Genomic DNA, 18,613 nt, shown 5'->3' with positions numbered 1-18,613 from the left:
GGTCCGGTTGACGGCCCTCGTATAGGACAGCCGACGGAAGTAGATACTGGCCCTCAACGCAGGCACGGATGAGGAGCACAACCAGTGACCAGCGACAACCGCATAGGACCGCCCAGTTTTCAATACTTTCGCAGGGGACCGGTGCCATCATCAGCCGGATGAGAACCTGCATCTTCTGCCAGATCGTTTCCGGCCGACTGCCCTCCCACCGTGTCCTGGAGGACGATCACACCGTGGCGTTCCTCGACATCGCGCCGGCCTCTCCGGGCCACACCCTGGTCGTCCCGCGCGAGCACGCCCGGGACGTCTGGGAGATCTCCGAGGCCACGCACGGGCATGTCGCCCGCATGGTGCACCGAGTCGCTGCTCTGCTGAACACGGCCCTCGCTCCCGACGGCGTGAACATCGTCCACTCCACCGGTGAGGCCGCCTCGCAGGAGGTCTTCCACTTCCACACCCATGTGGTGCCGCGCCGGCACGGCGACGACCTGCACCCGATGTGGAATTCCCGGCCGGCCCCGGGCCAGGAGCTCGAACAGGTCCTGAAGCGGGTCACCGGGGTTCGGTGAGGGCACTCGCAGGCGGGCATGGACACGCAGTGGGGCGGTGGGCCCGCCGGCCCACCGCCCCGCTCACCCGCGTACAGGAGTTACCGGATGACTGTGATCCGGTCCGCCGCCGGCGGGGCCAGCGGCGCGGCGGCCGTCGAGTGGGCCGCCAGGTAGGCGTTGAACAGGTCCAGGTCGGACGCGCCGACCAGCTTGTTGGTGCCCTGGCCGAGCGCCGCGAAGCCGTCGCCGCCGCCTGCCAGGAACTCGTTCATCGCGACGCGGTAGGTCTTCGTCGGGTCGATCGCCTCACCGTTCAGCTCGATGGTGTCGGTGACCACGCGGGCCGCGCCCGTCTTCGTCATGTCGAGGGTGTACGTGAGGCCCTTGGACACCTGAAGGATCTTCGGGCTGGCCTCGTTGGAGCCGCTGACCTGCTGCTGGAGCGCGGTGATCAGCTGGGCGCCGGTCAGGTCGACGACGTTCATCATGTTGGTGAAGGGCTGCACGGTGAATGCCTCCCCGTACGTCACCACCCCGTCGGACTTGCCGTCGGCCGACGCGTACACCAGGTCCGCCCGAATGCCGCCCGGGTTCATGAGGGCGACGACCGCCCCGCCCTTGTCCGCCGGGGCCAGGCCCTCCAGCTGGGCGTCCGCGATCAGGTTGCCGAGCGGCTTCTCAGGGGCCGTGGAGCCGCGGCCGTTGATGTCCGCGGTGATGTAGCCCTGCGGCTTGTTCGCGATGGGCGCCGCGAGGGTGTTCCAGCGGGAGATCAGGGCCGTCATGTCGGTGGCCCTGGGCTGGTCCCGGCTGACGATATGGTTCGCCGACTTCGGGTTCGAGGCGCCGGCCGACTTCACCGACGTGCGGACGATGTCCTTGGTGCGGCGGTCGTACGTGAGGGTCGTGTCGGTGTAGAGCTTGCCGAACGACGACGCCGAGGTGACCATGCGCGGGTTGCCCGCCGGGTCCGGGATCGTGCAGACGTACGCCTGGTGGGTGTGGCCCGTGACCAGTGCGTCGACCTTGGGCGTGATGCCCTTGGCGATCTCGGTGATCGGCCCGGAGATGCCGTCACCGGCGCCGGAGCTGTCACAGTCGTAGTTGTACGAGGTGGAGGCCGGGGCCCCGCCCTCGTGGATCAGCGTGACGATGGATTTGACGCCCTGGCGGTCCAGCTCCTTGGCGTACTTGTTGACCGTCTCGATCTCGTCGTGGAACTTCAGGCCCTTGACGCCGTTGGCCGTGACGATGTTCGGCGTGCCCTCCAGGGTCACCCCGATGAAGCCGATCTTGACGCCCTTCTTCTTCCAGACGGTGTACGGCTTGAGAATCGGCCTGCCGGTCTTCTCGTTCTTCACATTGGCGGCGAGGTAGGGGAAGTCGGCGCCCTCGAACTCCTTGTCCTTCTCGTAGCACCCCTCGACCGGGTGGCAGCCGCCGTTCTGGAGGCGGGCCAGCTCGGTGGCGCCCTCGTCGAACTCGTGGTTGCCGACGGTCGTCACATCGAGGTCGATCTTGTTGAGCGCCTCGATGGTCGGCTCGTCGTGGAAGAGACCGGACAGCAGCGGGCTCGCGCCCACCATGTCGCCACCGGCCGCAGTGATCGAGTACGGGTGGCCCTTGCGCGCGGTACGCAGCGAGGACGCGAGGTACTCGACGCCACCGGCCGGAATCGCCTTGGTCGTGCCGTCGGCCTGCGTCTCGGTGACCGTGCCCGCCGAGCCGGCCGGCGGCTCCAGGTTCCCGTGCAGGTCGTTGAAGGACAGCAGCTGTACGTCGACGGTACGGGCCGGCTTGTGGTGGCCGTGCCCGTGCCCGTGGCCGTGGCCGTGGCCGTGGCCGTGGCTGCGGTCCTGGGCGCCGGCCGGCATCGCGGCGACGAGCGCGCCGACGGTGGCGAGCCCGGCCGCGGCGGTGAGCACCCGCCGGGACGCGCGGTTCTTCTGCGGTGTCGCTGACATCGGTCCCCTTGTGAGTTCAGCGGGAGGTCTGAGGGTGGTGGTGAGTCTGGAGACTTCGTGCCGCAGCCTAGGGTCAACGCGCGTAGCGCGACAGGTGTTCGGGGGTTACGAACTGGTTGCCATGCGGTCGGAATCGGGGCCGATTTCCGCATGTCACCCGTATGGCGTACATAGGCGGGCAGGAACGTCACGGCCCGCATCGCGGACGACGTGCTGCACACCCCGTCCGAAGCCGAGTGACCCGCCCGAATACTGCGTTCGGCGCCCGTTCGACAGCCTCCGCCCCCGCAACACTCCCACCCCCACCCCACCCCCCGTACGCTCGTACACATGACGACTGACGTACCTCTCCCCGCCCCCGGACGCGAGATCCAGACACTCGACGCGCTCTCCCCCGAACAGGCCGAAGCCGTATCCGGTCTGCTCGCCGAGGCGGCCCGGTCCGATGGCAGGCAGGCCGTGTCCGAGCAGGGGCGGCTGCAGCTGCGGGGCGGGCAGCGTGAGGGGGTGCGGCATCTACTGCTCACCAGCGGGTCGGTCCTGGTCGGTTACGCGCAGCTGGAGGACACCGACCCCGTCGAGGCACCGGCCGCCGAGCTGGTCGTGCATCCGGCGTACCGCGGACAGGGGCACGGGCGCGCGCTGGGCGCGGCGCTGCTCGCCGTCACGGGCAAGCGGCTGCGGGTGTGGGCGCACGGCGGGAAGTCCGCGGCCCGGCATCTCGCGCAGGTCCTCGGCCTCTCCCTCTTCCGCGAACTGCGCCAGCTGCGCCGCCCGTTGAGCCCGCTGGACATCGCGGATCCGGTACTGCCGCCCGGCGTCACCGTCCGCACCTTCGTGCCCGGCGAGGACGACGCCGCCTGGCTCTCCGTGAACCGTGCCGCCTTCGCTCACCACCCCGAACAGGGTTCGCTGACCCAGCGCGACCTGGACGACCGCAAGGCGGAGCCCTGGTTCGACCCGAAGGGGTTCTTCCTGGCCGAGCGCGACGGCGAGCTGATCGGCTTCCACTGGACGAAGGTGCACGCCGACGAGCACCTCGGCGAGGTGTACGTCGTCGGCATCCGGCCCAACGCACAGGGCGGCGGCCTCGGCAAGGCGCTCACCGCGATCGGGCTGCGCCACCTGGCCGCCGAGGGGCTGCCGACCGCGATGCTCTACGTCGACGCGGACAACAAGGCGGCCCTGTCCGTCTACGAGCGGATGGGCTTCGCGACGCACGAGGTGGACCTGATGTACCGCACGGAGTCCTGAACCGGCACAACAGCGGGCACAACGCACACAGGGGGCGGTGTCACTTGACGCCGCCCCCCTCTTCTGACGCCGCCCCTCTTTGCGGCACGCACACTTCCGGGCGCTGCGCCGCCACCACGGCTGAGACCCTGCCCACGCACCGTGTCCGGGCCCTCGACGGGCCCGGACACTGCTTATATGACCGATCCACCCACCGCGCACCGCTTCCTGCATGTCATGTCCCCGTTACCGGCCATTCAGAAGGGCTTGGGACCCTCTCAGGATGCAGCCAGCTGTGCCGACCCCCCGCAACGGGAGAAACCCCGGCGGAAACCGCGCGAACCACACGGAATGTGAGTTTCCCGCGATCTCTGCCCTCTCCGGCGCGCCCCCGGAGCCGCCGACGCGGAAGAATAGGGCCATGAGCCAGCAGCCCAGCTCCGAGGTCCCGGTCCAGCCCGCCGCGCAGCCGTCGGTCGGCTCGCTCGCCGCGCACCGGCCGCACGCCATCGCCTCGTCGGCATCCAACAGCGCCGTGCTGTCCACCCGGGCCGAACTCGATCCCGACCTCGACGCCGACGTCGACGTCTACGAGCCCGATGCCGACGGCGACAAACTCCCGCACGACCGATTCCTGGACCGGGAACGCAGTTGGCTCGCGTTCAACGAACGGGTTCTCGAGCTGGCCGAGGACCCGGCGACCCCCCTCCTCGAACGAGCTAATTTCCTCGCCATCTTCGCCTCCAACCTGGACGAGTTCTTCATGGTCCGGGTGGCCGGACTGAAGCGCCGCATCGCCACGGGTGTCGCTTCCCGCTCCGCCTCCGGACTCCAGCCCCGCGAAGTCCTCGACCTGATCTGGACCCGCTCGCGCGAACTCATGGCCCGGCACGCCGCCTGCTACCAGCAGGACATCGCCCCCGCCCTGTCCGACGAGGGCATCCAGCTGATCCGCTGGCCCGAGCTGACCGAGAAGGAACAGGCCCGCCTGTTCACCTTCTTCCGGCAGCGCGTCTTCCCCGTGCTGACCCCCCTCGCCGTCGACCCGGCCCACCCCTTCCCGTACATCTCGGGTCTCTCGCTCAACCTCGCCGTCGTCGTACGCAACCCGGTCAGCGGCCACCGCCACTTCGCCCGGGTCAAGGTGCCGCCGCTGCTGACCCGCTTCCTGGAGGCGTCGCCGCAGCGGTACGTGCCCATAGAGGACGTCATCGCCGCCCACCTCGAAGAGCTCTTCCCGGGCATGGAGGTCCTCGCCCACCACATGTTCCGGGTCACCAGGAACGAGGACCTGGAGGTCGAGGAGGACGACGCCGAGAATCTCCTCAAGGCCCTGGAGAAGGAGCTCATGCGGCGCCGCTTCGGCCCGCCGGTCCGCCTGGAGGTCGAGGAGTCCATCGACCCGTACGTGCTGGACCTGCTGGTGCGCGAGCTGAAGGTGTCCGACGCCGAGGTCTACCCGCTGCCCGGACCGCTCGACCTCACCGGGCTCTTCGGCATAGCTTCCCTGGACCGGACGGAGCTGAAGTTCCCCAAGTTCATCGCGGGCACCCACCGTGATCTCGCCGAGGTCGAATCAGCCTCCGCGCCCGACATCTTCGCCGCCCTGCGCGAACGCGACGTACTCCTGCACCACCCGTACGACTCGTTCTCCACCTCCGTCCAGGCGTTCCTGGAACAGGCGGCGAGCGACCCCGACGTCCTGGCCATCAAGCAGACCCTCTACCGGACTTCGGGCGAATCGCCGATCGTGGAAGCACTCATCGACGCCGCCGAATCCGGCAAGCAGGTCCTCGTACTCGTCGAGATCAAGGCCCGCTTCGACGAGCAGGCCAACATCAAGTGGGCACGCAAGCTGGAGGAGTCCGGCTGCCATGTCGTCTACGGACTGGTCGGCCTCAAGACCCACTGCAAGCTCTCCCTCGTCGTCCGCCAGGAGGGCGACACACTGCGCCGCTACGCCCACGTCGGCACCGGCAACTATCACCCCAAGACAGCCAGGCTGTACGAGGACCTCGGCCTGCTGACCGCCGACCCGCAGGTCGGCGCGGACCTCTCCGACCTCTTCAACCGGCTCTCCGGCTACTCCCGCCGCGAGACCTACCGCCGCCTCCTGGTCGCCCCGAGATCCCTGCGCGAGGGGCTGATCTCCCGCATCAACAAGGAGATCACGCACCAGCGGGCCGGGCGGAGCGCCTACGTCCGCATCAAGGTCAACTCGATGGTCGACGAGGCGATCATCGACGCCTGCTACCGGGCCGCGATGGCGGGCGTACCGGTGGACGTCTGGGTACGCGGCATCTGCGCGATCCGCCCCGGCGTCCCCGGCCTCTCCGAGAACATCCGGGTCCGCTCAATACTGGGCCGCTTCCTCGAACACTCCCGGGTCTTCTCGTTCGGCAACGGCGGCGATCCCGAAGTGTGGTTCGGCAGCGCCGACATGATGCACCGCAACCTCGACCGCCGGATCGAAGCACTGGTCCGGGTCACCGACCCCGCCCACCGCGCCGCGCTCAGCCGGCTCCTGGAGACCGGCATGGCCGACACCACCTCCTCCTGGCACCTCGGTTCCGACGGGAACTGGACCCGGCACGCCACGGACACGGACGGCCAACCGCTGCGGCACGTACAGGAAATGCTCATTGACGCCCGGAGGCGCCGGCGTGCGACGCCATGACCACCAGACGATGCAGGCAGACGTTACGGCAGGGGCGGTGCTCGCGCCCTACCTGCAGGAACAGGCCGCAGAATTTCTGCGCAGCCTGCGCCTGCACCGCGAGAAAAGCGCCCCCACGGACGCCGGAACCCACGCCGCCGAGGAGGCCGCCGGTGCGCTGCGCCGTTCGTCGCGCCGGATCAGCGGCACGCTGCACACCTTCCGGGCGGCGCTGGACGCGGCCTGGGCCGAGCAGCTCCGTACGGAACTGGCCTGGCTCTCGGGCACCCTGGCCCGGGAGCACGCCTACGCGACCCGGCTGAACCGGCTCCTCGAAGCGCTGCACGCCCTGTCCGGCACCGCGCCGCCCACCGCCCGTACGGGGTCCGGGGCCGGCGCCGACGACAAGGAGCGCGCCGCCCTCGGCGTCGGCGCGGCCCGGGCCGGGGCGCTCCTCGAACGGCAGCTGACCCTCGCCCGGACCCGCGCCCACTCCGCGGCGCTCCAGGCGCTCGGCTCCTCCCGCTTCCACGCGGTCGCCGACGCCGTCGCGCTGCTCGCCTCCGATGTCCCGCTCGCCGCGGCGGCCGCGGCTCCGGCCGAGGAGATGCTGCACGGGCCCGCCGACCGGGCCGAACAGCAGCTGCTCGGCGCGGTGGCCACGCTCTCCTCGGACGAGGCGGTCAAGCCGTACAACGAGGCGCAGGACGCGCCCTGGCACCGGACCCGGCTGCTGCTGCGGCTGCACCGGTACGCCCGCGAGGTGGTACGGGGCGCCCCCGACCCGGTCCTGGCCGCGCCCGGGCACGCGCTCGATCTGCACCGGGACGCGGCGGAGGCGGCCGCGGCGGCGGCATCGGCGGCCCGCACGCCCCGGATCGCGCCCACGACCGCGTACGCCCTGGGGGTGCTCCACGCCGACCAGCGGCACGAGGTGGAGGCGGCACGCAGCGTGTTCCGGGAGAACTGGCCGTACGCCACGGCGGTGATCGCACCATGAGCGGCCTCGTGCTCGCCGCCGGGTGCGTGCTGTGGCGTCGGTCGGAGCGCTCCGGCGAGCTGGAGATCTGTCTGGTCCACCGGCCTCGTTACGACGACTGGTCGCATCCCAAGGGCAAGCTGAAGCACGGCGAGTCGGCACTGGACGGCGCCCGGCGCGAGGTCCTGGAGGAGACCGGCCACCACTGCTCACCGGGCGCCGCGCTCCCCACGGTCCGGTACGTCGTGAACGGGCACCCCAAGGAGGTCTCCTACTGGGCGGCCGAGGCGACCGGTGGCTCCTTCATACCGACCGCGGAGGTCGACCGGCTGAGCTGGCTCCCCCCGGCCACGGCCAGGGCCCGCCTCACCCAGCCCCACGACCGGGATCTGCTGGACGCCCTGCTCGCCGGCCTGCCGAGCACCTGACCGGGGCCCGGAAACCGCGCCGCCCGACACGGTTCACCTTCCGTTCACCCGCCCCCGTAGGCCACTTCACCTGTTCTGCCTAACTTCGGCAGTACACGGTGTGCGGCGCAACGCCGCAGCACCCACCACATCGCGCGCCGTCGTAGAACGAAATAGACCTCGGCGGCTCCTGGAAGGAACACCCGAAAGTGAAGCTTCAGCGCAAGAACCGGCTTCGTGCCACCGCGCTCGGTGCCCTCGCCGTCTCCGGCGCCCTGGTCCTCACGGCGTGCGGTTCGGACAACAACAGCGGCGACGGGGCCACGGGCGGGAACGGCGGCAAGACGAACGCCGCGTCGAACATCAAGTGCGACGACGCCGAGGGCCAGCTGCTCGCCTCCGGCTCCAGCGCGCAGAAGAACGCCATGGACCTGTGGATCAAGGACTACATGGCCGCCTGTTCGGGCGTCGAGGTCAACTACAAGTCGTCCTCCTCCGGTGAAGGCATCGTCGCCTTCAACCAGGGCACGGTCGGCTTCGCCGGTTCCGACTCGGCGCTGAAGCCGGAGGAGGTCGCCGAATCGAAGAAGGTCTGCAAGGGCGGCCAGGGCATCAACCTCCCGATGGTCGGCGGCCCGGTCGCCATCGGTTACAACCTGGAAGGCGTCGACGACCTCACGCTGGACGCCCCCACCCTCGCCAAGATCTTCGACGGCAAGATCAAGAAGTGGAACGACCCGGCGATCGTCAAGCTCAACCCCGACGCGAAGCTCCCGGACAAGGACATCCAGGCCTTCCACCGTTCCGAGGACTCCGGCACCACCCAGAACCTCGGCAAGTACCTCGGCGCAGCCGCACCGAACGACTGGAAGTACGAGGCCGAGAAGAAGTGGCCGGCCCCCGGTGGCCAGGCCGCGTCCGGCTCCTCCGGTGTCGCCTCCCAGGTGAAGCAGGTGGACGGCGCGATCGGCTACTTCGAGCTCAGCTACGCCACCTCGCAGTCGATCTCCACCGTCGACATCGACACCGGTGGCGCCGCCCCGGTCGAGGCCACCCCGGAGAACGCCTCCAAGGCCATCGCCGCCGCCAAGATCAAGGGCACCGGCAAGGACCTGGCGCTCGACCTCGACTACACCACCCAGGCCGAGGGCGCCTACCCGATCGTCCTGGTGACGTACGAGGTCGTCTGCGACAAGGGCAACAAGCCCGAGACGCTGCCCACGGTCAAGTCCTTCCTGAACTACACCGCCAGTGACGAGGGCCAGAAGCTCCTCACCGACGCCGGCTACGCGCCGATCCCGGACGAGATCAACGCCAAGGTCCGCGAGACCATCGACTCCCTCTCGTAACCGGGACACGCGGCCGAGGCACGCACGCCGACGCACGCAAGCACCACCAGTAACACCGCAAGCAACACCAGCGACACCCGGCAGGCCGGTCCGGTGCACCCCTCCGGACCGGCCCGCCACCACCCATCCGGTGCACCGCCGCCAGGGGGGCCACGCCGCTCCCCCACACAGACCGGAAAGACCATGGCTTCCACCACACCGATAGACACGCCGCCGGCACCTCCGGCGGTGGACAAGCGCGCCAAGCCGAAGACCGGGCGCGCGGGCGACAAGATCTTCCTGGGCCTCTCGATGGGCTCAGGCATTCTGCTGCTCGTGATCATGGCGTCGATCGCCGTGTTCCTCACCTACCGCGCCGCGCTCGCCGTCTCCGAGAACGAAGGCAACTTCTTCACCACCCTCGACTGGAACCCGGCCGGCGACCCGCCGGTCTTCGGCGTCGCGGTCCTCCTCTACGGCACAGTCGTCAGCTCGATCATCGCGATGGTCATCGCCGTCCCGGTCGCTGTCGGTATCGCCCTGTTCATCTCGCACTACGCGCCGCGCAAGCTGGCCGCACCCCTCGCGTACGTCGTCGATCTGCTCGCCGCAGTGCCCAGCATCGTGTACGGCCTCTGGGGCGCCCTCTTCCTCGTCCCGTACCTGGAGGGCCTGAACCTCTGGCTCGACCAGTTCTTCGGCTGGACGTACATCTTCGACAAGACCGAGGTCGGCGTCGCCCGCTCGCTCTTCACCGTCGGCATCCTGCTCGCGATCATGATCCTGCCGATCGTGACCAGCGTCAGCCGCGAGGTCTTCCTCCAGGTCCCGAAGATGAACGAGGAAGCCGCCCTCGCCCTCGGCGCCACCCGCTGGGAGGTCATCCGCCTCTCGGTGCTGCCCTTCGGCCGCTCCGGCGTGATCTCCGCCTCGATGCTTGGCCTGGGCCGTGCGCTCGGCGAGACGATGGCCGTCGCCACGGTCCTGTCGCCGAGCTTCGTCATCTCCGGGCATCTGCTCAATCCGGGTGGCGGAACGTTCGCCCAGAACATCGCCGCGAAGTTCGACGAGGCCGACCAGCTCGGGCGGGACGCCCTGATCGCCTCCGGTCTCGTCCTCTTCGTCCTCACCCTTCTGGTCAACGGCGCGGCCCGGCTCATCATCGCCCGCCGCAAGGAATACTCGGGGGCCAACGCATGAGCCAGGCAACCAACACCGGCATACAGGAACGGCCCACCCCGATGGCGCCCGCGCCCAAGACCAACCTCAGCAGCCGGGCGCTCCCCCGCTGGGCCCCCCTCGCCTTCGCGGCCGTCGCGATCGCGCTGGGCGTGGGCATCGGCGCGGCGGCGGGCTGGCGCAGCCACACCCAGTGGGGACTGTTCTCCGCCCTGCTCTTCGTCGTCATCTCGTACATCACGACGACGGTCGTCGAGAACCAGCGCCAGGCCAAGGACCGGCTCGCCACCAGCATCGTCTGGGTGTGCTTCATCCTTGCCGTCGTCCCGCTGTTCTCGCTGATCTGGACGACGGTCAGCCGCGGCGCCAAGGTCCTCGACGGATACTTCCTGACCCACTCCATGGCCGGTGTCCCCGGTATCGAGCCGGGCGGCGGCGTCTACCACGCGCTGATCGGCACCCTGGAGCAGGTCGGCCTCGCCACCCTGTTCTCCGTCCCGATCGGCCTGCTGACCGCCGTCTACCTGGTGGAGTACGGCAAGGGCGCGCTCGCCAAGGCCGTCACGTTCTTCGTCGATGTGATGACGGGCATCCCGTCCATCGTCGCCGGTCTCTTCATCCTGTCGATCATGCTGATGGCGGAACTTCAGCCGTCCGGCCTAATGGGTTCGCTGGCCCTGTCGATCCTGATGATCCCGGTCGTGGTCCGCTCCACCGAGGAGATGCTCAAGCTCGTCCCGAACGAGCTCCGCGAGGCATCGCTCGCCCTCGGCATCCCGAAGTGGCGCACCATCCTGAAGGTGGTCCTCCCCACCGCGATAGGCGGCATCACCACCGGTGTGATGCTCGCGATCGCCCGGATCGCCGGCGAGACCGCGCCGATCATGCTGCTGGTTTTCGGCAGTCAGCTGATCAACTCCAACCCCTTCCAAGGTGCACAGTCCTCGCTTCCCTTCTACATCTGGGAGCAGTACAAGATCGGCAGCGAGGCGTCGTACGACCGTGCCTGGGCCGCCGCTCTGGTCCTGATCGCCTTCGTCATGATCCTCAATCTGGTGGCCCGCGGCATCGCCCGCTGGAAGGCCCCGAAGACCGGCCGCTGACCGCGGCACGAAAGAAGCAGTGATTCAGATGGCCAAGCGCATCGACGTCAGCGGTCTGTCCGCCTACTACGGCTCCCACCTCGCCATCGAAGACATCTCGATGACCGTGGAGCCCCGCTCCGTGACCGCCTTCATCGGTCCGTCCGGCTGCGGCAAGTCCACCTTCCTGCGCACCCTGAACCGTATGCACGAGGTCACCCCGGGTGGCCGCGTCGAGGGCAAGGTGCTGCTGGACGACGAGAATCTGTACGGGGCGAACGTCGACCCGGTCACCGTGCGCCGGACGGTCGGCATGGTCTTCCAGCGTCCGAACCCGTTCCCGACCATGTCGATCTTCGACAATGTCGCGGCGGGCCTCAAGCTGAACGGCTCGCACAAGAAGAACGAGCTGTCGGACATCGTCGAGAAGTCCCTGCGCGGCGCCAACCTCTGGAACGAGGTCAAGGACCGGCTGAACAAGCCCGGCTCGGGTCTCTCCGGCGGCCAGCAGCAGCGCCTGTGCATCGCCCGAGCGATCGCGGTCGAGCCGGACGTGCTGCTGATGGACGAGCCGTGCTCCGCCCTGGACCCGATCTCCACCCTCGCCATCGAGGACCTGATCGGCGACCTGAAGGAGCGCTTCACGATCGTCATCGTGACGCACAACATGCAGCAGGCGGCCCGTGTCTCGGACCGCACGGCGTTCTTCAACCTCGCGGCGGTCGGCAAGCCCGGCAAGCTCGTGGAGATCGACGATACGGAACGCATCTTCTCCAACCCGTCCGTCCAGGCGACCGAGGACTACATCTCGGGCCGATTCGGATAGCCCCAGGATGGCCTTGAGGTGCTGCATGGCGGTGCCACCACAAGGCGAAGGGGCCGCCCCCGCTCCCTCGAAGGGAGTGGGGGCGGCCCCATTTCCGTACATCGGAACAAGCCCGTACAAACGAATCAAGCCCGTCCAGGGGTCCCCATGACCTGGAGGCCATGGGGAGATCGTGGACGATGCGGCCACCGGGCACGCCCGGTGAGTACCGCCCCGTCACCCGAACAGCAGCGCCACAACCCCATAACTGGCGGCAGCGACCAGCCCCGCGGCCGGCATCGTGATGAACCACCCCAGGATGATGTTCTTGGCAACACCCCATCGCACCGCGTTCACCCGCTTCGTGGCGCCCGCGCCCATGATCGCGGAGGTGATCACATGCGTCGTGGAGATCGGTGCGTGAAACATGAACGCCGAGCCGAACATGATCGCCGCGCCCGTCGTCTCCGCGGCGAACCCCTGCGGCGGGTCCAGCTCGATGATCTTCCGGCCGAGCGTCCGCATGATGCGCCAACCACCCGCGTACGTCCCCAGCGAGAGCATCAGCGCGCAGACGAGCTTCACCCAGACCGGAATCGGGTCGTTCGGGCTCTCGATATCGGCGATGACCAGGGCCATCACCACGACACCCATCGTCTTCTGCGCGTCCTGCAGACCATGACCGAGCGCCATGCCCGCGGCCGAGACCGTCTGGGCAATCCGGAAGCCGCGCTTGGCCTTGTGCGGGTTGGCATTCCGGAAAATCCACATGATCGCGACCATCACCAGATAGCCGACGACCAGACCTATGATCGGCGAGACGAACATCGGGATGACGACCTTGTCGAGCACCCCGTCCCAGTGCACCAGCGTCCCGCCGGCGAGCGCCGCACCGACCATGCCGCCGAACAGCGCGTGCGAGGACGAGGACGGCAGCCCGAAGTACCAGGTGATGAGGTTCCAGATGATCGCGCCGACGAGCGCGGCGAAGAGGATTCCCATCCCCTTGTTGCCCTCGGGGGTCGCGATCAGACCCTCACTGACGGTCTTGGCGACACCGCTGCCGAGGAACGCACCGGCCAGGTTCATCACCGCGGCCATCGCCAACGCCGCACGTGGAGTGAGTGCACGGGTGGAGACGGACGTGGCGATGGCATTCGCCGAGTCGTGGAAACCGTTCGTATAAGTGAAGCCGAGCGCGACACCGATGGTCACGATCAGCGCAAAGGTGTCCACGTGGTTCAGGACTCCTTGACCGCGATGGTCTCCACCGTATTGGCGACATGCTCGAACGCGTCGGCTGCCTCTTCCAGTACGTCCACGATCTGCTTGAGCTTCAGCACCTCTATGGCGTCGTACTTGCCATTGAAGAGATGTGCGAGCAGCTTGCGGTGGATCTGGTCGGCTTGATTCTCCAGCCGGTTCACTTCGATCCAGTACTCGGTGAGGTTGTCCATCGTCCGCAGACCCGGCATCGCCTCGGCGGTCAGTTCGGCCGCCCGGGCCAGTACCTCGATCTGCTGCGCGACGCCCCTGGGGAGTTCCTCGACCTGGTACAGCACGACCAGGTCGACGGCCTCCTCCATGAAGTCCATGATGTCGTCGAGCGACGATGCGAGGTTGTATATGTCCTCGCGGTCGAACGGCGTGATGAAAGAGGAGTTCAGCTGGTGGAAGATCGCGTGGGTGGCATCGTCCCCCGCGTGCTCCGCTGCCCGCATGCGCTCCGCGATCTCGACTCGGGAGGCAGAGTCCGCCCCGAGCAGTTCCATCAGGAGTTTCGAGCCCGTGACGATGTTGTCCGCGGATGCGGAGAACATGTCGTAGAAGCTCGTCTCCCTGGGGGTCAGACGAAAGCGCACGTGGGGTCCTCGGGATGCTTTGGGTTCGGTCGGGCTGATGCTAGGCGCATCATCCGGCCACGGCTAACCGGCATTTCTTCAGTGTCGCGCATCGGGCACAGCGATCAGCACGGGCCCCAGGTCACGGTTCGGCAGAATTAGTTAGGATATACCCACCAGGGGTATATATAAACGCCAGGGCAAAGGGAAAACGGGAGGCAGCAATGACCACCGAGGCCGCCGGAACCGCCGCCGGAACCGTCGCCGCCACTGCGGCGCCGGAACCGGTCGTCACCGACCACGACCGGGGTGTACACGGCTACCACCACCAGAAGGCCGAGCACCTCAAGCGGCTGCGCCGGATCGAGGGCCAGATCCGCGGTCTGCAGCGCATGGTCGACGAGGACGTCTACTGCATCGACATACTCACCCAGGTCTCGGCGTCCACGAAGGCGCTCCAGTCCTTCGCGCTCCAACTTCTGGAGGAGCACCTGCGGCACTGCGTCGCCGACGCGGCGGTCAAGGGCGGCGAGGAGGTCGACGCGAAGGTCGAGGAGGCGACGAAGGCCATCGCCCGTCTGCTCCGTACCTGATACCAGGGTTATCCGATGCGGGGCCTATCCGATCCGGGGGATGCCTGATGCGGGGGATGCCTGACCCGGGAGATGCCTGACGTGGGGCGAAGGCCCGCGCTCACCCCCGGCGGTCGGCCTGCCGGGGGACGGTGTTCCGTTCGGCGATCACCCGGACGTTCAGTACCTCGTCGATACGGTCCGCGCTGAGCCGTTCCCCGATCGCGGCCGACGCGGCGATCATCAGCTCACCGCAGAGCTCGATCTCGGCGAGGGCCACATGGTCAGATACGGTCCGCGTGCCGAGCGTCACCACGTCACTCACCTCTCACTGCCGTCGCCGACTTCCTAGCGTAGGGAGCGGGCCACACGCCGCGCATGGCACGGACGGACCATTTCGCGTCCACCGGCATGCCTACGTCCCTTCGCCCCCGCCCGTATACCGCCCGGCCGTCTCTGTCTGTCCCTGCTGGATCCTGCCGGTGTAGATGTCACGGTCGTCCGGCAGCCGCACGGAGACCGGCACCCCGAATCCGAACAGCAGCAGCGTCGACACCACCTCCACCGCCGACCCCTCGTTGGCGAAGCTGAACCGGTGGCGCACCTTGCGCAGCCGCCCCTGCTCGTCCAGATACGCGTCGAACGGCACCGTGTCCGTGCGGAACCCCTTTGCCGCCGCGGCCAGTGCCCCACGCGATTCCGGCGAGGCCTCGCGCGCCGCCCGCCCGATGTCCGAGGTCCCCCGGTAGTGCCGCACGGCCACCCCCGCGAGCACGATCTTTCCCACGTACGTCACCTGCTGCGCACCACGCAGCAGTTCGGCGGCGGCCATCGGATCGGTCACCCCGCCGGTGACCAGATTGCCGTCCTCCAGGGTCGTCGTGTCGACCCTGACCCACTTGTCCGCGGGCACTCCGGCGCCGCGGTTCATCATGTAGAGCGCGCCGGGGGCCAGCAGTTCGGTGATGGGACGGTGCTCGTCCTCACCGGCGGCGTCCTTGGGCAACACGACCGTGAGGCGGCCCATCCGGTGGCGGAAGTCATACGTCCCCCGGCCCCTGATCGTCACCCGCGTCCCGCCCGCCGCGGTCTCCATCGATGTACGCACCTCGGCGCTTCCGGCGACGGACCGGGATCCGGCAGCGGGGGTGGCGGCTCCCGTCACCGTCCCCGTTCCGGTCCCGGCCACCGTCCCCGCGAGTACCGCCGCCGCGCGGCGGACCGCGTCGAGGGAGCCGGCCCCGCTCCGTTCATCGGCCCCGCCCCGTTCATCGGCCATGGCACGGTCGCCGCCGCCACCACCGCCGCCCGAGCATCCGGCGGTCGCCACCATCACGCCCACCACGGCAAGGGCGCAGACAGCTCGCGTCCCGCCTCCGGACCTGCGCTGCTGCACCACCATCGCCTGCCAACCCCCAACGACGTACCGCTCTTGCCCGAGCCCCCCATCCGTTCCGCATAACGACGGCCCGTGTCCCCCGTCACGCCGCTCCCGTACGCCACACCGCCGGGTGGCCCTGCCAGTACGGTGGACGGGTGTATGTCCAACGCACCGATGAGGTCCTGTCGGCTCCCCCCACCTCCACGTCCCCCGGGCACGAACCCACGACGGTGGAACGCGGCTCGTTCTGCACCGCCCGCTGCAGCTGCGGCTGGTCCGGTCCGGCCCGCCGCTCCCGGGACCGGGCCCGCACGGACGCCGCGGAACACCACTCGGCGCCCTGACCCCTCCCAGCCGTCCGAAGAAGCAGTACGACCCCGGGCGCCTCTTCGTTTTCCCGCAGGCCTTCTGACGCACGGTCAGGACTGTTGCGTATGGTCACGGCGCCGCACACGACCACGGACCCCGGCGCCGGCCCCGGACCCGGCCACCGCTGGTCCCGCCCGCCTTCTACGCCGCCAGGTCCTTCTCTCCGCCCCCGCCGCCCGTCCCCGGCCGCGGCTCGGGAATCCCGAACGCCCCGGCCCGCTCGCCGGACATGGCCGGCGGCACCGGCCGACGCGACCGTACGAGCCACCCGAGCCGGTCCGAACGGGAGACACACGCCACCAACGGGGTCAGCAGCATCATCGCCAGCGGGGCGAGCAGCAGAGCGACTGCCGTGCCGAGCGCGAATCCACCGATGACGTCGGTCGGATAATGGACGCCCATGTAGATCCGGCAGAAGCCTTCCAGCAGGGCGAGAGCGATCGCGGCGAAGCCGAACTTCCGGTTGACCACGAAGAGCCCGACGCCCAGAGCCATCGCCATCGTGGCGTGGTCGCTCACGAAGGAGAAGTCGTTCTTCCCGTCCACCAGGACATCCAGCCCCTCGTGGTCCCGGAACGGGCGCGGCCGCTCCACGAATCCGCGGATCGGGATGTTGATCAGCAACGCGATTCCGGCGGCGAGCGGTGCCCAGACGATCCCGGCCACCGCCGTCACCGAATCCTCGACCGTGCCGCGCCGGCGCACGCTCCACCAGCACCACAGGACCACCAGGACCATGCCGAGCATGATCCCGTACTCACCGACGAACTCCATGACCCGGTCGAACCAGGTGGGAGCGGACTTCGCCAGCCCATTGATGTCGTAGAGCAGGCTGACATCGGGGTTCGACCCATCCAGTGCGAGTCCAGCCATCTGCTGCGGCCCCTTGCCTTGTCTGCTGCCGCGGGGCACACCCATGTGCCCCGCTTTGACGAACCCCCGTGTCGGTTCGATCACTGCGCGGATCACTGCCGCGTGAATCGGTACTGCGTGGCTGCTCTGCCCGTGCGGGCCGCCCACCCAGAGAACGACGTGCCCCGGGCGTGCGTTCCACTCTCCACCGAATGATCACCATGACGTTATCGAAGAGTGACTCATCGTCGCAGCTCAGGGCCCAGGCTTCACGGAGAGTTCCGGCCACCACCGCCCTCGCGTCATGACGACGGCTGGGTGGTCGGAAGGGCTGCGGCCCCGTCCTTGGTCACGCGCGTCGCACCGAAGTAGTCGGGCGTATCAATCTTGTCGAACCTGATCACGGCCCCTGTGTACGGCGCGTTGATCATGTACCCGCCCCCGACGTACAGCCCCACATGACGGATCGCCCGCGAGTTGGTGAGATCGTCCGAAAAGAACACCAGGTCGCCGGGGAGCAACTCGTCCCGCGAGGGGTGCGGTCCGGCGTTGTACTGATCGTTCGCCACCCTGGGCAGTTCGATGTCCACGGTGCGGTACGCGGCCTGGGTCAGTCCTGAACAGTCGAACCGCCCGCCCTGCTCGGGCGTGCCGTTGCCGCCCCACAGGTACTTCGTACCGAGCTTCTTCTGCGCGAAGTAGATCGCCCCGGCCGCCTGCTGCGAGGGCTGCACCCGTCCGACGGGGCGGGCGAAGCTCTTCTCCAGGGACCGGATGATGGTGACGTAGTTCTGCGTCTCCGCGATGTCCGGGACCCCACCGGACCGAATCACCCGGTACGCGCCGGCGTTGTACGCGGCCAGCATGTTGTCCGTCTGATCTCCCGGCACCTTCTTCACGTACCCGGCCAGTTCACAGTCGTACGAGGCGGCGGACGGAATCGCATCGGCCGGATCCCATACGTCCCGGTCACCGTCCTTGTCGCCGTCGATCCCGTGTCCGGCCCAGGTGCTCGGGATGAACTGGGCGATGCCCTGAGCGGCGGCGGAACTCACGGCCCGGGGGTTCCACCCGCTCTCCTGGTACAGCTGAGCGGCCAGGAGAGCGGGATTGATCGCGGGGCAGAGGTTGCCCCACTTCTGCACCAGGGGCTGGAACTTCGCGGGCACGGCCCCCTTCGCCAGCGCGACGGCTCCGCTGCTGCCGGAACCGACGAGTCCGGCAGCGGCGGAGTACGTACCGACGACGAGCAACGCCACGAAGCACATGGCCACGCCGACAGCGATGCCACCAACCATCCAGAATTTACGCACCCCTCAACCATCCCCCATCGGGGCCGGTTTCATGAGCGGTTTCGCGGGTGTGTACGAATCATCCGGATCGTCAGGGTCATTGATCGGCCATTCCGGCGCAC

Annotated in this window: 18 protein-coding genes; 11 read left to right on the top strand and 7 right to left on the bottom strand. The window is 68.6% G+C overall.

The window, feature by feature from the left end; genetic code table 11:
- Positions 1 to 158: 158 nt before the first annotated feature.
- Entirely contained in the window at positions 159 to 569 is a 411-nt protein-coding gene (locus tag ACZ3IC_RS29365) for an HIT family protein (protein ID WP_467421011.1), read from the top strand.
- Positions 570 to 649: 80 nt separating this feature from the next.
- Here the strand turns inward: ACZ3IC_RS29365 and ACZ3IC_RS29360 are convergent, their stop codons facing one another.
- Positions 650 to 2,515 (bottom strand): bifunctional metallophosphatase/5'-nucleotidase, encoded by a 1,866-nt coding sequence (locus ACZ3IC_RS29360; protein ID WP_467421009.1) that lies wholly within the window; start codon positions 2,513 to 2,515, stop codon positions 650 to 652.
- A 330-nt stretch (positions 2,516 to 2,845) separates the two neighbouring features.
- On the opposite strand from ACZ3IC_RS29360, the gene mshD reads away from it, so the two are divergent.
- The 8 genes from mshD to pstB all read left to right on the top strand — a co-directional run bounded on the left by mshD (position 2,846) and on the right by pstB (position 12,205).
- Positions 2,846 to 3,769: a mycothiol synthase gene (mshD, locus tag ACZ3IC_RS29355; RefSeq protein WP_467421007.1), complete on the top strand. Its 924-nt coding sequence runs from the start codon at positions 2,846 to 2,848 to the stop codon at positions 3,767 to 3,769.
- A 400-nt stretch (positions 3,770 to 4,169) separates the two neighbouring features.
- Positions 4,170 to 6,425, top strand: coding sequence for an RNA degradosome polyphosphate kinase (locus tag ACZ3IC_RS29350; protein ID WP_467421005.1), 2,256 nt, complete (start codon positions 4,170 to 4,172; stop codon positions 6,423 to 6,425).
- Between the two features lie 10 nt (positions 6,426 to 6,435).
- Positions 6,436 to 7,404, top strand: coding sequence for a CHAD domain-containing protein (locus ACZ3IC_RS29345; protein ID WP_467421004.1), 969 nt, complete (start codon positions 6,436 to 6,438; stop codon positions 7,402 to 7,404).
- Positions 7,401 to 7,811: an NUDIX hydrolase gene (locus ACZ3IC_RS29340; protein WP_467421002.1), complete on the top strand. Its 411-nt coding sequence runs from the start codon at positions 7,401 to 7,403 to the stop codon at positions 7,809 to 7,811. The genes ACZ3IC_RS29345 and ACZ3IC_RS29340 overlap by 4 nt, the downstream gene beginning before the upstream one ends.
- Positions 7,812 to 7,999: 188 nt before the next feature.
- Positions 8,000 to 9,139 carry a phosphate ABC transporter substrate-binding protein PstS gene (gene pstS / locus ACZ3IC_RS29335; RefSeq protein ID WP_467420999.1) on the top strand — a complete coding sequence of 380 codons (1,140 nt, stop codon included), beginning with the start codon at positions 8,000 to 8,002 and terminating at the stop codon, positions 9,137 to 9,139.
- A gap of 183 nt (positions 9,140 to 9,322) precedes the next feature.
- Positions 9,323 to 10,318, top strand: a complete 996-nt coding sequence (pstC, locus tag ACZ3IC_RS29330; RefSeq protein WP_467420997.1) for a phosphate ABC transporter permease subunit PstC — start codon at positions 9,323 to 9,325, stop codon at positions 10,316 to 10,318.
- Complete coding sequence (gene pstA, locus ACZ3IC_RS29325; protein ID WP_467420995.1) at positions 10,315 to 11,400, top strand: phosphate ABC transporter permease PstA; 1,086 nt, start codon at positions 10,315 to 10,317, stop codon at positions 11,398 to 11,400. Before pstC ends, pstA begins: the two co-directional genes overlap by 4 nt.
- A 28-nt stretch (positions 11,401 to 11,428) precedes the next feature.
- Positions 11,429 to 12,205: a phosphate ABC transporter ATP-binding protein PstB gene (gene pstB, locus ACZ3IC_RS29320; protein WP_467420993.1), complete on the top strand. Its 777-nt coding sequence runs from the start codon at positions 11,429 to 11,431 to the stop codon at positions 12,203 to 12,205.
- A 216-nt stretch (positions 12,206 to 12,421) separates the two neighbouring features.
- Here pstB and ACZ3IC_RS29315 read toward each other — a convergent pair whose 3' ends face one another.
- Complete coding sequence (locus tag ACZ3IC_RS29315) at positions 12,422 to 13,420, bottom strand: inorganic phosphate transporter (protein ID WP_467420990.1); 999 nt, start codon at positions 13,418 to 13,420, stop codon at positions 12,422 to 12,424.
- 5 nt (positions 13,421 to 13,425) lie between these two features.
- A complete protein-coding gene (locus ACZ3IC_RS29310; RefSeq protein ID WP_467420988.1) occupies positions 13,426 to 14,046 on the bottom strand; it encodes a DUF47 domain-containing protein in 621 nt (206 codons plus the stop codon).
- Between the two features lie 203 nt (positions 14,047 to 14,249).
- Here ACZ3IC_RS29310 and ACZ3IC_RS29305 point away from each other — a divergent pair, with 203 nt between their 5' ends.
- Complete coding sequence (locus ACZ3IC_RS29305; RefSeq protein WP_467420986.1) at positions 14,250 to 14,618, top strand: metal-sensitive transcriptional regulator; 369 nt, start codon at positions 14,250 to 14,252, stop codon at positions 14,616 to 14,618.
- A 100-nt stretch (positions 14,619 to 14,718) separates the two neighbouring features.
- Here the strand turns inward: ACZ3IC_RS29305 and ACZ3IC_RS29300 are convergent, their stop codons facing one another.
- Both ACZ3IC_RS29300 and ACZ3IC_RS29295 read right to left on the bottom strand, forming a co-directional pair.
- Complete coding sequence (locus ACZ3IC_RS29300) at positions 14,719 to 14,913, bottom strand: hypothetical protein (protein WP_467420983.1); 195 nt, start codon at positions 14,911 to 14,913, stop codon at positions 14,719 to 14,721.
- Positions 14,914 to 15,012: 99 nt separating this feature from the next.
- On the bottom strand, positions 15,013 to 15,999 hold the full coding sequence (locus tag ACZ3IC_RS29295) for an SCO4651 family lipoprotein (RefSeq protein WP_467420981.1): 987 nt from the start codon (positions 15,997 to 15,999) through the stop codon (positions 15,013 to 15,015).
- A gap of 134 nt (positions 16,000 to 16,133) precedes the next feature.
- Here ACZ3IC_RS29295 and ACZ3IC_RS29290 point away from each other — a divergent pair, with 134 nt between their 5' ends.
- Positions 16,134 to 16,322 carry a hypothetical protein gene (locus ACZ3IC_RS29290; protein ID WP_467420980.1) on the top strand — a complete coding sequence of 63 codons (189 nt, stop codon included), beginning with the start codon at positions 16,134 to 16,136 and terminating at the stop codon, positions 16,320 to 16,322.
- A 166-nt stretch (positions 16,323 to 16,488) separates the two neighbouring features.
- Here the strand turns inward: ACZ3IC_RS29290 and ACZ3IC_RS29285 are convergent, their stop codons facing one another.
- Both ACZ3IC_RS29285 and ACZ3IC_RS29280 read right to left on the bottom strand, forming a co-directional pair.
- Positions 16,489 to 17,220: a phosphatase PAP2 family protein gene (locus ACZ3IC_RS29285; protein WP_467420977.1), complete on the bottom strand. Its 732-nt coding sequence runs from the start codon at positions 17,218 to 17,220 to the stop codon at positions 16,489 to 16,491.
- A gap of 281 nt (positions 17,221 to 17,501) precedes the next feature.
- Positions 17,502 to 18,497, bottom strand: coding sequence for a C40 family peptidase (locus ACZ3IC_RS29280; RefSeq protein WP_467421100.1), 996 nt, complete (start codon positions 18,495 to 18,497; stop codon positions 17,502 to 17,504).
- Between the last annotated feature and the right edge of the window lie 116 nt (positions 18,498 to 18,613).

The organism is Streptomyces sp. NPDC002958 (assembly GCF_055563255.1).
Note: the sequence above shows the minus strand (reverse complement) of the source record. Positions and strands in the feature narration are given on the sequence as shown.

Coding starts and splice junctions, on each gene's coding strand:
- mshD (WP_467421007.1), top strand. CDS start 2,846: ATGACGACTGACGTACCTCTCCCCGCCCCCGGACGCGAGATCCAGACA.
- ACZ3IC_RS29280 (WP_467421100.1), bottom strand. CDS start 18,497: ATGGTTGGTGGCATCGCTGTCGGCGTGGCCATGTGCTTCGTGGCGTTG.
- ACZ3IC_RS29365 (WP_467421011.1), top strand. CDS start 159: ATGAGAACCTGCATCTTCTGCCAGATCGTTTCCGGCCGACTGCCCTCC.
- pstB (WP_467420993.1), top strand. CDS start 11,429: ATGGCCAAGCGCATCGACGTCAGCGGTCTGTCCGCCTACTACGGCTCC.
- ACZ3IC_RS29350 (WP_467421005.1), top strand. CDS start 4,170: ATGAGCCAGCAGCCCAGCTCCGAGGTCCCGGTCCAGCCCGCCGCGCAG.
- ACZ3IC_RS29285 (WP_467420977.1), bottom strand. CDS start 17,220: ATGGCTGGACTCGCACTGGATGGGTCGAACCCCGATGTCAGCCTGCTC.
- ACZ3IC_RS29340 (WP_467421002.1), top strand. CDS start 7,401: ATGAGCGGCCTCGTGCTCGCCGCCGGGTGCGTGCTGTGGCGTCGGTCG.
- pstA (WP_467420995.1), top strand. CDS start 10,315: ATGAGCCAGGCAACCAACACCGGCATACAGGAACGGCCCACCCCGATG.
- ACZ3IC_RS29295 (WP_467420981.1), bottom strand. CDS start 15,999: ATGGTGGTGCAGCAGCGCAGGTCCGGAGGCGGGACGCGAGCTGTCTGC.
- pstC (WP_467420997.1), top strand. CDS start 9,323: ATGGCTTCCACCACACCGATAGACACGCCGCCGGCACCTCCGGCGGTG.
- ACZ3IC_RS29345 (WP_467421004.1), top strand. CDS start 6,436: ATGCAGGCAGACGTTACGGCAGGGGCGGTGCTCGCGCCCTACCTGCAG.
- ACZ3IC_RS29305 (WP_467420986.1), top strand. CDS start 14,250: ATGACCACCGAGGCCGCCGGAACCGCCGCCGGAACCGTCGCCGCCACT.
- ACZ3IC_RS29360 (WP_467421009.1), bottom strand. CDS start 2,515: ATGTCAGCGACACCGCAGAAGAACCGCGCGTCCCGGCGGGTGCTCACC.